The organism is Sphaerospermopsis reniformis (assembly GCF_005402885.1).
Taxonomy (GTDB): domain Bacteria; phylum Cyanobacteriota; class Cyanobacteriia; order Cyanobacteriales; family Nostocaceae; genus Sphaerospermopsis; species Sphaerospermopsis kisseleviana.
Genome location: NZ_BJCE01000146.1, coordinates 1 through 14,081, shown reverse-complemented (window position 1 = coordinate 14,081; position 14,081 = coordinate 1). Strand labels below are relative to the sequence as shown.

Annotated in this window: 10 protein-coding genes and 1 other RNA gene; 9 read left to right on the top strand and 2 right to left on the bottom strand. The window is 38.4% G+C overall.

The window, feature by feature from the left end; genetic code table 11:
* Positions 1 to 280: 280 nt before the first annotated feature.
* Complete coding sequence (locus FFR48_RS18335; protein WP_137668365.1) at positions 281 to 1,363, bottom strand: MraY family glycosyltransferase; 1,083 nt, start codon at positions 1,361 to 1,363, stop codon at positions 281 to 283.
* Positions 1,364 to 1,521: 158 nt separating this feature from the next.
* Here FFR48_RS18335 and groL point away from each other — a divergent pair, with 158 nt between their 5' ends.
* The 6 genes from groL (at position 1,522) to FFR48_RS18305 (ending at position 8,055) form a co-directional block, all read left to right on the top strand.
* On the top strand, positions 1,522 to 3,201 hold the full coding sequence (gene groL / locus FFR48_RS18330; RefSeq protein ID WP_137668364.1) for a chaperonin GroEL: 1,680 nt from the start codon (positions 1,522 to 1,524) through the stop codon (positions 3,199 to 3,201).
* A 510-nt stretch (positions 3,202 to 3,711) separates the two neighbouring features.
* A complete protein-coding gene (corA, locus tag FFR48_RS18325; RefSeq protein WP_137668363.1) occupies positions 3,712 to 4,881 on the top strand; it encodes a magnesium/cobalt transporter CorA in 1,170 nt (389 codons plus the stop codon).
* 36 nt (positions 4,882 to 4,917) lie between these two features.
* Positions 4,918 to 5,634 (top strand): hypothetical protein, encoded by a 717-nt coding sequence (locus tag FFR48_RS18320; RefSeq protein ID WP_137668362.1) that lies wholly within the window; start codon positions 4,918 to 4,920, stop codon positions 5,632 to 5,634.
* A gap of 108 nt (positions 5,635 to 5,742) precedes the next feature.
* An RNA gene (gene rnpB / locus FFR48_RS18315) (RNase P RNA component class A) lies at positions 5,743 to 6,170 on the top strand.
* Between the two features lie 172 nt (positions 6,171 to 6,342).
* Complete coding sequence (gene rnc / locus FFR48_RS18310; RefSeq protein WP_137668361.1) at positions 6,343 to 7,059, top strand: ribonuclease III; 717 nt, start codon at positions 6,343 to 6,345, stop codon at positions 7,057 to 7,059.
* A 234-nt stretch (positions 7,060 to 7,293) separates the two neighbouring features.
* On the top strand, positions 7,294 to 8,055 hold the full coding sequence (locus FFR48_RS18305; RefSeq protein WP_137668360.1) for a D-Ala-D-Ala carboxypeptidase family metallohydrolase: 762 nt from the start codon (positions 7,294 to 7,296) through the stop codon (positions 8,053 to 8,055).
* Between the two features lie 93 nt (positions 8,056 to 8,148).
* Here the strand turns inward: FFR48_RS18305 and FFR48_RS18300 are convergent, their stop codons facing one another.
* A complete protein-coding gene (locus tag FFR48_RS18300; RefSeq protein WP_137668359.1) occupies positions 8,149 to 10,077 on the bottom strand; it encodes a WD40 domain-containing protein in 1,929 nt (642 codons plus the stop codon).
* A gap of 277 nt (positions 10,078 to 10,354) precedes the next feature.
* Between FFR48_RS18300 and der the strand changes: the two genes are divergently transcribed.
* The 3 genes from der to FFR48_RS18285 all read left to right on the top strand — a co-directional run bounded on the left by der (position 10,355) and on the right by FFR48_RS18285 (position 13,654).
* The gene (gene der, locus FFR48_RS18295; protein WP_137668358.1) at positions 10,355 to 11,716 is read left to right on the top strand and encodes a ribosome biogenesis GTPase Der; all 1,362 of its coding nucleotides are present in this window, start codon (positions 10,355 to 10,357) and stop codon (positions 11,714 to 11,716) included.
* A 125-nt stretch (positions 11,717 to 11,841) separates the two neighbouring features.
* Positions 11,842 to 12,771, top strand: a complete 930-nt coding sequence (locus tag FFR48_RS18290) for an energy-coupling factor transporter transmembrane component T family protein (protein WP_137668357.1) — start codon at positions 11,842 to 11,844, stop codon at positions 12,769 to 12,771.
* A gap of 97 nt (positions 12,772 to 12,868) precedes the next feature.
* Complete coding sequence (locus FFR48_RS18285; protein ID WP_137668356.1) at positions 12,869 to 13,654, top strand: DUF4058 family protein; 786 nt, start codon at positions 12,869 to 12,871, stop codon at positions 13,652 to 13,654.
* Positions 13,655 to 14,081 lie beyond the last annotated feature (427 nt).

Below are 14,081 nucleotides of genomic sequence, written 5' to 3'. Positions count from 1 at the left end.
GACCTGCTCCTCGCTCAGCGATACGATCGATGATGACTTAAGAAGAGACGAGATGGAGGAATCGCTCATGTGCAAAGACACGGTACTCATGTGACTGACCGACCGCTAAGCGCAACGCTCATGTCTACGGACGCTATACTAGGTTCGTATCTAGCTATGTTGCCGTCTGAATCCGTACTCGTGACTACTGATTCCTATTCCCTGACTCCGTACTCCTGACTCCTGACTCCTGACTCCTGACTCCTGACTCCTGACTCCTGACTCCTGACTCCTGTTGTAATTACGAATTGCCATGTATTCTTTGTAAAACCGTAGCACCTAACAGCAGAACGATACTAGCAGCAGAAGCCAGGATCACAGGTAAAGTCATACCTTGTACCGTCATAGCCAGTACATTAAAAAACAAGGTGACAGACCACAAAGTAAAAGCCGCCCGACGTTGGGAAAAACCCCAGTCCAGCAAGCGGTGATGTAGGTGATCCTTACCGGGTGTACTCAAAGGGTTTTTTCTGGCTAAAAGTCGCCTAATAAAAACCTGAGTAGTATCTAAAACTGGCAACATCAAAAATAAAACCGTTGGTATCAGCGCAAAAACTGTACTTTGTTGCAACTTGCCTAAAATGCTAGTGGCAGCTAGAACATAACCGAAAAAATACGCCCCCGCATCACCCATAATGATCCTTGAAGGATGAAAATTGTGGCGTAAAAAGCCCAGTGCAGCACCACCCAAAGCAGCTAATACCAGGGTTGCTGCTGCTCGATTATCAAACTGAGCAGAAACCCCCAACAAACTCATGGCTGTAATAAAACTGATCCCGCCAGCTAAACCATCCATCCCATCCATCAAGTTAATAGCATTGGTAATACCCACTACCCATAACACCGTCAAAGCCATTGATAGCAAGGAGTCAATAGGAGTACCAAAAGTAACTTTCACACTGATACCATTAGCCACCAACAAAAGGGCTGTGATCATTTGCGCCCATAAACGCACAGAAGGAGGTAAGCCAAATTGATCATCAATAAAGCCAACCAAGACGAGAATAGAACCTCCTAACAAAATTGTGAGTACCTGAGCCAATACGCCTTGAATTTCAATGGGTCGTAGCAGACTAGCAACGACCACAGCCGCAATAACGCCTGCATAGATAGCCAAACCTCCCGCATTAGGTAAAGGTTCTCGGTTAAGTCGTCGGGCGTTTGGTTGATCAGCCCAACCTACCCGCAAAGCAAATTGACGGATAGTCGGAATTAAACGCCATGTAACCAGCCAAGCCAAAATAAAAGTAAATACTACCGCCAACCAGCCGGAGCCGCTAGGGTTAGCAATGCCAAGGGATCTAAGGGAGTTGTCTAAATTCATCTCCCGATACAATCATTAGTGCTAATGTCCAAAATAAGTATCACCTGTAATCTTAATCAATTTTTTATTGTTATTTGTTAAATTCAATAGTTGGAATAGTTAGCACTCCTGTCTTGTGAGTGCTAAATTGTCTAATGGAAGAGATAGAGAAAACAAACATGGCTAAGATTATTTCATTTGATGAGGAATCACGGCGATCGCTAGAAAAAGGCATTAACGCCTTGGCAGATGCAGTTAAAATCACCTTGGGACCAAAAGGCCGCAACGTCCTGTTAGAAAAAAAATTTGGTATACCCCAAATTGTCAACGACGGTATCACCGTTGCCAAGGAAATTGAACTAGAAGATCCTTTAGAAAACACTGGTGCAAGACTGATCCAAGAAGTGGCATCTAAAACCAAAGATACCGCAGGTGATGGAACTACCACCGCCACAGTTTTAGCACAGGCATTAGTTAAAGAAGGACTCAAGAACGTCGCTGCTGGTACAAATCCCATTGCCTTAAAACGGGGTATTGATAAAACCGTAGAAGCATTGGTAGCAGAAATTGCCAAGATAGCCAAACCAGTAGAAGGAAGTGCGATCGCTCAAGTTGCCACCGTTTCCGCCGGTAACGATGAAGAAGTCGGCAATATGCTGGCCGAAGCAATGGAGAAAGTCACCAAAGATGGTGTCATCACCGTAGAAGAATCAAAATCCTTAACTACCGAACTAGAAGTAGTAGAAGGGATGCAAATTGATCGCGGTTATATTTCTCCCTACTTCATCACCAACAACGACCGGATGACAGTAGAATTTGAAAACGCCCGCATCCTCATCGCCGACAAAAAAATCAACGCCATTCAAGATTTAGTACCTGTACTGGAAAAAGTAGCCCGTTTAGGTCAACCTTTATTAATCATTGCTGAAGATATCGAAGGTGACGCTTTAGCAACCTTGGTAGTCAACAAAGCGCGGGGAGTCTTAGCCGTTGCTGCCATTAAATCCCCTGGTTTTGGCGAACGTCGCAAAGCCTTATTACAAGATATTGCCATTCTCACCGATGGACAGATGATTTCTGAAGAAATCGGTTTGAGCTTGGATACAGCTACCTTAGAAATGCTGGGTACAGCCCGGAAAATCACCATTGACAAGGAAAACACCACCATTGTCTCTGGTACTGACAACAAACCAGAAGTACAAAAGCGTATTGCCCAAATTCGCAAACAGTTAGAAGAAACTGATTCTGACTACGATACAGAAAAACTGCAAGAACGTATTGCCAAACTTGCTGGTGGTGTAGCAGTCATCAAAGTTGGTGCAGCCACAGAAACCGAACTCAAAGATCGCAAATTGCGGATTGAAGACGCTTTAAATGCCACCAAAGCCGCAGTAGCAGAAGGTATCGTTCCTGGTGGTGGTACAACCTTAATTCACCTGTCTACAAAAGTAGATGCCATTAAAAACAGCCTTGATGCCGAAGAAAAAATTGGGGCTGACATTGTACAAAAGTCCCTAGAAGCACCTTTACGCCAAATCGCAGATAACGCCGGTGCAGAAGGTTCAGTCATTGTTTCCAAAGTTAAAGACACCGATATTAACATCGGTTACAACGCTGCTACCGGAGAATTTGAAGATTTAATTGCCGCAGGTATTATTGATCCTGCTAAAGTTGTTCGTTCTGCATTGCAAAACGCCGCTTCTATCGCGGGTATGGTTTTAACTACCGAAGCGATAGTAGTAGAAAAGCCTGAAAAGAAAGCTGCTGCTCCTGATGCTGGCATGGGCGGCATGGGCGGCATGGGCGGCATGGGCGGTATGGGCGGTATGGGTGGTATGGGTGGTATGGGTATGTTCTAACTACCACTTGCCCAAATCAATCAAAATCAATCAAAGTCAATAAATTTTAATTTTTTCTAAAGTTTGTCTTTTGGTAAAGACAAACTTTTTTTGGCAAAATTCAGGAGTTTGGCTGTGAATTTAGATCCTATGTCTTATTTACCAGCAATCTGCTATAAATTAGTAAATTATCAAATAGGAGAGCATCCTAATTTTGTAAAAATATGATATGCAATTCACCACACTGCCTCCTCCTGACTCCTGACTCCTGTACGGGCGAAGTAGGGGCGAAGTAGGGGCGAAGCATTCGGAAAATAACCTTTTCAGAAAATTGATAATTTATCGCCCGAATGCTTCGCCCTTACAGGAAAATAACCTTTTCAGAAAATTGATAATTTATCGCCCGAATGCTTCGCCCTTACAGGAAAATAGCCTGTTCAGAAAATTGATAATTTGTCGCCCGAATGCTTCGCCCCTACTACTCCTGAAGAAAAAAGTTTTTCAGCAAGATAAATATTAAGGTGAGACTTAATGGCTAAAAAACATCGTCGTCTACCCAAAGTCATAAATAAAGTTATCAACAAAGAAAAAGTAAATAAGCCATTTGAAAACGAATACTATCATGAACCAGGAACTCCTCCGGGTACACTCATTATTGATGAAGATGCTGAACAACCAAATATTTTTTTGGTTGACTATAACCAAACTAATCTAACTCACAAACAAATAAAACATCCAGAAGAATGCAGTAATTACTTGGATACAGAATCGGTTTCCTGGGTAGATGTACAAGGTTTAGGCAACAAAGAGATTATTCACCGTTTGGGGCAAACTTTTGATTTACATCCTCTGATTTTAGAAGATGTTTTCAATATGGGGGAACGCCCGAAAATCGAGGATTATGAAGACCAATTAGTGATTATTGCTCGTATGGTTGTGCCTAATCCCAATCATGGTAGTTTTTATAGTGAACAAGTCAGCTTAGTTTTAGGTAGACATTATTTATTGACAATTCAAGAAGAACCTGAGCATGATTGTTTTGATAGTGTGAGGATGAGAATTGACAAAGGTAAAGGAATTATTCGCCGACAAGGAAGTGATTATTTAGCGTATTCTTTGTTAGATGCAATTATTGATGGATTTTTTCCTGTTTTAGAATTGTATGGAGAACGCATTGCCGAATTAGAAGAAGAAGTAATAGTTAGTCCAAATCCCCAAACACTAAAACAAATATATCAAATTAGGCGAGAATTATTACAACTACGAAGAGCTATTTGGCCACAAAGAGATGCGATTAATTCTTTGATTCGTGATAGTAGTAAATTAATTAGTGAGGAGGTAAGAATTTATTTGAGAGATTGTTATGATCATGCGGTACAAGTGATGGATATGGTGGAAACTTACCGAGAATTAGCATCAGGATTAATGGATGTCTATCTTTCAGCGGTTAGTAATAAGATGAATGAAATCATGAAATTACTAACTGTTGTTTCATCAATTTTTATTCCTTTAACTTTTGTAGTGGGAATATATGGAATGAATTTCAATACCGAAAAATCACCTTATAATATGCCGGAATTAAATTGGTATTGGGGTTATCCGCTATGCTTGGGATTAATGGCGGCAATTGCTAGTGGGTTAATTTTCTTTTTTTGGAGACGGGGTTGGCTTGACAATTCATTTGAAATCAATCAAAAATAAAGTTTGCGAATTTTCCAAGGAGTTATTAGTAGTTTTATGGCAGTACAAAGTGGCGATCAAGATCTTCTTGTTTTGATGGTTTATATCCTGGGGATATATTACACATTCAATCGCATGATTGAATCTGTGGATGACATGGTGGTGCTAAATTTTCAAAAGAGTGCCGTTGAGGAACAATTGAAAGAACAAAATCTGGATGATAAAATTGGGATTTCTTTTGGTTCAGGAACATATTCTTTGGAGAAATTAAAAGATAATTTGAAAGAATTATCAATTAGCATTGATAATAAATCAGAAGCTTTAGCTGTATATGTTGACTGGGATAATAGTTCTTGGGTCATTGAACATAGCAAAAAATCTCGCCGTGTGATTCGCAAATCTCCAGACCTCAGCCGTGACTTAGCAATACCACAAGTTCCTACGATTATTGCTCCTAAGAAAACAATTTCTGAAAGTGTGACAGCAGAAGATATTTTAAAAAGGGACAAAGAAACAGGAACATATCAACCTGGAGAACCTTTAATTGATATAGTTGCCATGAAAGATCAAAAGCCTTTTAAGGGTTTGTATAAAGATTTTATGGATGGTAAAAAGAAAGTAGAATTTTCTTTTCAACTGGTATTAAGAATATCGGAGTTGCGTGTCGGTTTGGCTCCGGGTGTGAATGTTCCTCCTATCTCAATTATCAATTGTCCTTTCACTATCGAGAAATTACCCTGGACCTATGCTCTACCTTGGAATAAGACAAGATGATGAAGATGGAGAAATGGGGAGAAAATTCTTTACCTACTCCCTATTCCCTATTCCCTGATAACTGAATAACACAGAACGGGCGATTAAAGCTTAAACTAGATAGGGGAGAGAGTAGGCGCAGGTGGTTGCAGATCAGTCATCAAGACTGGTTTGAGGAAAGTCCGGACTCCCGAAAGACCAAACTTGCTGGATAACGTCCAGTGCGAGCGATCGTGAGGATAGTGCCACAGAAAGATACCGCCAGGGCTAGGGACTGGGGACTAGGGACTAGAGACTGGGTAAGAAATTTCCCAATCCCCAATAATCCCCAATACCTAATCCCTGGTAAGGGTGCAAAGGTGCGGTAAGAGCGCACCAGCAACGTCGAGAGGCGTTGGCTCGGTAAACCCCGGTTGGGAGCAAGGCCGGAGGAACTACGGTTGGTCTTTTACCAGTTCCAGTAAATGAGCGCCGCTAGAGGTGTTTGGTAACAAACATCCCAGATAGATAACCGCCCTCGCAAGAGAACAGAATCCGGCTTATGTCCTGCTCTCTCTTTTTTTAGTCATTAGTTATTGGTTATTAGTTATTAGACCTCTGGTGAAAATCAATGTAGAAACGTTCTATAGAACGTCTTTAGAATGGGGTTCAGGTTATACACATTTAATTACCACCAGATGTCTATTAGTTATTAATGATTGAGTTGCACATATTTACTATCTTGTTTTAATGTCCCGCGTTTATCCTCGCCGTCAACGGCAACTTGAAACTTTAGTCCAAAAGTTAGGTTTATCACCAGATAGCCCCATAAAGTGGCCGTTACTTGATTTGGCTCTAACTCACGCCACTGTTTCCGAGTCGGCAAATTATGAACAGTTGGAATTTGTCGGTGATGCAGTGGTACGTCTGGTGGCCGCTGTGGTGTTATGGGAAAATTATCCCGACTGTGCTGTGGGAGATTTTGCGGCTATTCGTTCCGTGTTGGTGAGCGATCGCATTCTCGCCAAATTAGCCAGAGAATATGGTTTAGAATTATACTTATTAGTTGCTGGTAGTGCTACTGCTGATCTTGTTGGTCAAGAGTCACGTCTAGCAGATGCTTTTGAAGCTGTTCTGGGGGCGCTTTACCTTAGCACTCACAATTTAGACCTCATTCGTCCTTGGTTAGATCCCCACTTTCAAGAACTAGCAAGAGAAATTCGCCTCGATCCGGCTAGATTAAACTATAAAGCGGCTCTGCAAGAATGGACTCAGGCACAATTTAAAGTTCTACCAGAATATCGCGTCCTAGAAGTTAATCAACCCCACCGTAGTCATGAACGTTTTGTAGCTGAAGTTTGGTTACATGAGAAAATGTTAGGACAAGGTAAGGGACGCTCTATTAAAGCTGCTGAACAAGCTGCGGCTAAAGTAGCTTATTTGGCAATTACTCAAGAGGTAACATAATTAAGAGTTAGTAGTTAGTGCTTTAAATAAGTGCTTTACCTAAGTGCTTTAACTATATCCTCCACCAAGATGGTAAATCCATCAAAATCAGTTGAGTTATGGGCAATCTGTAAAATTTAGTAAAATTTAATTCAAAATTAAGAATTGACCACAGTAATCACGCTTATTTTATGTGTAGATTAAAGTTGGATAGGAATAATGTGGAAAACTACCGAAATCTATTGACAAAAACTTATGACATCCAATCCCGCAGATATCACATCTCTCACTGAGTTTGTAAAACTCAACTCTCCAGCTATATTTATCACTGATGCTCATCCAGACTTGGTGAAAGAAATACAGCAACTCCTGAAAATAGAAGCAGATGGAAAAGTCGGACCCATCACCAAACAGGCATTCTCGGAATTTAAATCACTACAACAATTAGAATATCCCTTGGGTTTAGGAGTCAGCACCGCTAAGGAATTACTGGAACTAAAAGATAAAGAAGAAACAGCAGGAGACAAAGAAGAAACTAATACCTCAGAAATCAAAGTTAATACCAATGCCGGATCACGTACAGGCGCGACTATGAAACTTCCTGGAGGCGAAATAGTCTATGCCAACCAATATATTGTTGACGGTGTTCCTTTGACTTGGGGTGAAGTTACGAAAAATTGTACTCGTGTTCCTACTAGTTCTGAATATGTAGCAAATGCAATTAGAGTAGCGAGAACTTGGGGACCAGTGAGAGAAAAATTTGGCTCACCCATTACTATTACTTCTGGTTATCGTCCACCGGCAGTCAATAGAGCGGTAGGCGGCGCTCGTAATAGTCAGCATCTCTATTTCCGAGCTATAGATATGATACCAATGAACGGAGATTTTAGAAAGCTTTGGGATGTGTTAAAAGCTTCTCAATTTTCCGGTTTGGGAGATGCTGTTTTTATGGGTAGAAATAAGGGCTTTTTCCATGCTGATGTTAGGCCTGGTGGTAGAGTCATCTTTCCTTATTAATAATAAAACTACCACTATATTCAGGTTTTACCCCTGAATTTTCTAGGGTTTTAGCAATGCTAAACCCTTACTTTTTTATGGGGGATCAAATCATTAACAAGGAAACAAAGTAATGGTTTTATCTGCACTTCCAGCAGCTAAAACTTTACCATCGCGACTAAAAGCAAGAGAATAAACTCCATCATCAGCACATTTAACACTGGAAATTTCCACCACACTATCTACATCTACTTTCCATAACTTCACAGTTTTATCTTGACTGGAACTAGCTAAAATATTACCATTGGGACTAAATACCACTGCATAAACCGCTTCAGAATGTCCTGTTAAAGTTTTCATTTCCTCACCAGTTTCTACATTCCATAACTTCACAGTTTTATCATTACCAGCACTAGCTAAAATCTTACCATCACAACTAAAAGATAAAGCATTAATCCCACCAGTAAACCAATCAGAACTTACCGTTAAAGTTTTGACTGTGTTTTCAGTTAATTGTAAAATTCTAATACTTCTATCATTCCTACCTCCACCACTAGCTAAAAGTTTACCATCGGGACTAAAAGCGACACACAAAACATCATCTGTATGACCTTTAAAAGAGTAAATTTCTTTTCCCTGTTCTAAAGACCAAAGTTTGACTGTTTGATCTTTACTACCACTAGCTAAAATTTGTCCCAAGGGACTAAATAAAACACATTTAACTGTCTCTTCATGTCCTTTAAAAGTGAAAATTTCTCTCCCCGTATTTACATCCCATAATTTAATAGTTTTATCATTACTTCCACTAGCTAATATTTTACCATCGGGACTAAAAGCAACTGAGTTAATACCTCCTGTCCATGCTGAATCTTTATGTCCTGCAAAAGTACGATGTTGTTGAGTTGTTAAATCCCAAATTTTGATAGTTTTGTCATCACTTCCACTAGCTAAAATCTTACCATCAGGACTAAAAGCAACTGAAGAAACTTTATATTCATGACCTTTTAAAGTTCCCACAAATAATAATTCTTCTGTGTTTTCTGCTGATGTAGAGGTAGTAGTAATTGCTTGATTAAATTGGATGTTGACGGCAGAATTTTCTCCTGTTTGAATATCTGATTTATTTGTTGTTTCCAAAGGTCTGATTAAAGAATTAAATGTGATTAAAGCATCAAATGAAGTATCTAACGATGTTAAGGATTCATGTACAGAATCAAAAATATCATTTAATCTAGAATTTTCACTGTTTTGATTTTGTTTAACTTGATCAAAATCTTCAACTTGTGTAGCAAAAGCTTGATTTAATTGCTGAATGGAATTAGCCATATTTTCACAGAGAGAATTAAGATCAGTAAGTTGTTGACTAAGTTGAGTAAATTCTAAACTTTGATGTTGCTGATTTTCTCTTAATTCTGCTAATTCTTGTTGACTAATTTCACTCCAATTTTTTAAAGATGTCTCAATTTGTTCAATCTGAGTTAATTGAGAATTAACAATTTCCATGTTTTGCATTTTTTCATGAATCTGCAAAACTTCAGATTGGATTTCTTGGACAATATCTAATTTCTCACCTTGTTGCTGAATTTGTTTATGTAAATTTTCTAGAGAACTGTCTAATTGATTTAAGCGATAGTTAATATTTTGAATTTGTTGAGGAAATTCGTTAATTTCTGTGAGTATTTTTTGCATTGATGTTTCAATTTTTTGGTCTATCTTGTTATCAATAAGTTGGTTTAGCTGCTGTTTCCAATCTTCAATTTTTTGTAAGCGATCATTGGATGTATTCACATTGGATGTATTCATAGTTTCTTTGAATTGGTAAAATTGATCTGTGATATTTTGTAAACTGGTTTGTACTTCTTTAATCTTATCTTGGGATTGAGAATAATTAAACTGGGAATGAGTTGCTATATTTGTTATGATTAAAATTAAGGGAATAACTGCATAAACCACTTGTTGATTAACAGTTGCAGCAATAGTTCCCAATACTATTAAACCTAAATAGATATACCCGCTGATTTCTAACCATTTACCTTTGTTCATTCTGCTTAATTATGATACTTTTACTGAAGTATATTTGTATAAACAATCAATTGTCAACAGTTGACACTGGAAATATTCAACCACTCAACCTGAAAAATATCATACCCAGATACCGGACTTATTGAAGAAGTTGGGGATATATCCAGGTGAATACATAACAATTGCTATCGTTGAGGAAATATGATATCATAAATAGTTCTCTAAAAGCGTGCTGGGTGAAGAACGTAGATATATAACTCAGCACATCTACAACACTCAGCACAAGAAAGTTTAGTTTATGGCACTGCCAATTGTAGCAATTATCGGTCGCCCGAATGTGGGCAAATCTACTTTTGTAAATCGTTTAGCTGGAGATCAAACCGCAATAGTTCATGATGAACCTGGTGTAACACGCGATCGCACTTATCGACCAGCATTTTGGCAAGATCGGGAATTTGTCGTGGTTGATACAGGCGGTTTAGTATTTAACGATGATACGGAATTTCTGCCTTTGATTCGTCAACAAGCAATGACGGCACTTTCAGAAGCTTGTGCAGCAATATTTGTAGTCGATGGCCAAGCCGGTTTAACCCCAGCAGATGAAGAAATTGCGCTATGGTTACGGCAACAAACAGTACCAGTATTACTGGCGGTGAATAAATGTGAATCACCAGAACAAGGTATAATTCAAGCCAGTGAATTTTGGGAATTAGGATTAGGAGAACCTTACCCTATTTCCGCTATTCATGGTAGTGGTACTGGTGAAATCCTCGACGAGTTAATTAAATACATTCCCCACGTTCAAGACTTAGAAGAAAATACCGAAATTAAAGTTGCCATTATTGGCCGTCCTAATGTTGGTAAATCAAGTTTATTAAATGCTTTCGTGGGTGAAGAACGGGCTATAGTTAGCCCTATTTCTGGAACTACCCGCGACACAATTGATACTTTAGTTGAACGGGATGGACAAACTTACCGCTTAATTGATACTGCGGGAATCCGTAAAAAGAAACACATAGATTACGGTACTGAATTTTTCAGTATTAACCGCGCTTTTAAAGCCATTCGTCGCTCCGATGTGGTGTTATTGGTTTTAGATGCTTTAGATGGAGTCACAGAACAAGATCAAAAATTAGCTGGGCGCATTATTGAAGATGGACGCGCTTGCATTATCGTTGTTAACAAATGGGATGCGGTCGAAAAAGACTCTTACACAATCTATGATTATGAAAAGAGTTTAGAAGCACGTTTACATTTTACTGAATGGGCAGATACAATTTTTGTTAGTGCCATGACAGGTCAAAGGGTAGAAAAGATTTTAGAATTGGTGAATAAAGCTGCTGAATCACACAAACGCCGTGTCAGCACTTCAGTAGTGAATGAAGTTCTCACAGACGCAGTGAGTTGGCATTCCCCACCAGCATCACGTAGCGGGAAACAAGGTAAAATCTATTATGGTACGCAAGTGAGTACCCAACCGCCCACATTTGCCTTATTTGTCAACGATGCAAAACGCTTCAATGACAATTATCGTCGGTACATAGAAAGACAGTTTCGCAAACAATTGGGTTTTGAAGGTACACCAATTCGCGTATTATGGCGGAGTAAAAAAGTCCGAGAAATGGAAGTTGGTAGTGTCAACCGCGCAACTCGCGTTTAAAATTTGGGATTTGGGATTTTAGATTTAGATTAGGATAAATTAGCTAACAATCCAAAATTTTCATAGTTACAAAAGTTTTCTCCTGCAAAATCTAAAATCTAAAATCTAAAATCTAAAATTGAAATATGGACTTACTGCGATCGCTCCCACTCGGATTATACTTAGAACAACCGCAAACTTGGCTACATAAATTAGATCCACGAGTTAAGTTAGTTTGGTTGTTAAGCTTTCTCACCAGCTATGTAGTTGCTAACAACTATTGGCGGGTACTACTGGTAATAATGTTAATTATTTTTACCTTATTTGCCAAAATTCCCCTGAGAGTATGGCGGCAACAAATGGGCTGGTCGCTAGTTCTGTCATTAATGGTATTGGTGATCGGTTCGATCAGCCCTGACGGATACAGTATAAATTATCAACCACGCCTACCAGCAAATGAACAGGTTTTAACTCAACCATCAACCGCTAAAGATAGCAAAGCAAGTCCAGAAATAGAAGATAGTAATAAAGAATACAGTTATATGCTAATTCACCAAGGACCAATAAAAGTAAATCGTCGTTCTTTGGATTTAGCAATTAGCTTGAGTACAATAGTATTTAGTTTAATTTACAGCACTAATTTATATTTACTCACAACCGCACCAGAAGAAATTACATCTGGGATGGAAAGCTTAATGCAACCGTTGAGAAAATTCACAATTCCCGTCACGGAAATTACCCTCACTTTAACATTATCATTGCGGTTTATACCCTTAGTTTTAGAAGAAATTCAAAACCTAGTACGTTCTGTAATGACAAGAGCAATTAACTGGAAAAAACTAGGATTAAAAGGAAGTGCAAAAGTTTGGTTAATAGTGATTGAAAGATTATTAGAAAATTTGCTATTAAGATCCGAACAAATGGCAAATGCTATGATGGTAAGAGGGTTTACCAGTCCTAATGAACATCGAGTCAAATGGCAAGAATTAAAATTAAAAACAGGTGATTGGGTAGCTATAGGAATTTTAATTGTATTTTGGGGACTGAGGATAGCATTTGGAACAGAAGTTTCTTAATGTAGATGAAAAGCACAAGCTGATAGGGAAATAATTTCCCAATCTAAAATCCAAAATCTAAAATCCAAAATCTAAAATTGTCAAAGGAGTTCAAGAAATGACTTCTATCTTTCCCGGAATGAACCCATATTTAGAACACCCAGACTTATTTCCTGGACTACATCACTTATTAATTAGCGAAATTGCCAGATTTTTATCACCTCAACTGCGTCCTAAATATCGAGTTGCCGTAGAAGTGAGAACCTATGAAACCATAGATGATAGTTCATTATTAGTAGGTATTCCTGATGTGATCGTGAAAAGTCGGAAAAATATCAGTGAAACCAAAAATACAAAGGTTGCTGTTGCTGCACCTGCGCCAAAATCTGTAACAGTTACCGTACCAATGCCAATTAATATTAAAGAAGGATATTTAGAAGTTAAAGAAGTTGGAACAGAGAAATTAATTACCACAATTGAAATTCTTTCTCCTACTAATAAACGTTCAGGTAAAGGAAGAGAAGCATATCAAGAAAAACGGCAACAAGTATTAGGTAGTCGTAGTAATTTAGTAGAAATTGATTTACTACGCAAAGGCGAACCCATGCCCATGTTTGGTGATAATATTGAAAGTGATTATCGAATTTTAGTGTGTCGTGGAAATCGCCGTCCTCAAGCAGATTTATATGCTTTTAATATACAAGATATAATTCCAGCTTTTTCTTTACCTTTGTGTGCAGGTGATAGTGAACCAGTAATAGATTTGAAAGCCTTGTTAAATCAGGTATATGAGATTTATGATTATGATTTGGTCATAGACTATAGTCAAGAACCAGTACCAGCACTTGCAAAAGCAGATGCAGCTTGGATAGATGAGTTGTTGCGGGATAAACGGTTGAGGTAGCATATTTTTAACAGTAAAACTACTGACTTTGTTCAATTTTATTCCTTTAGATGGATGTTTAAATTACTGAAAGTCGATATATTGATTACATATTTTACCCTGAGTGAAGTCTGGGCTTGGGTTCTCTTCCAAGCCTTTTTTGTATTTATTAGTCATTAGTCAGGAGTCAGAATAATTTTAGATTTTAGATTTTAGGTTTTAGATTGGAGTTGACAAAAACAATCCAAAATCCAAAATTGTATCCCCTTTTTTTTGACTTTTTACTTTCTCTTCCCATTTCCTAATTTCTTGGTATTAAACCCCACATTCCGCAGATATTGAAGCAGATTAAATAATTATGAATTGTCAAAATAAAAAACCTGAAACGGTTATCTGGTAATGATTTCAGGCTAATTTAGCGTAAAATAATAAGCGTCAAATAGATAAT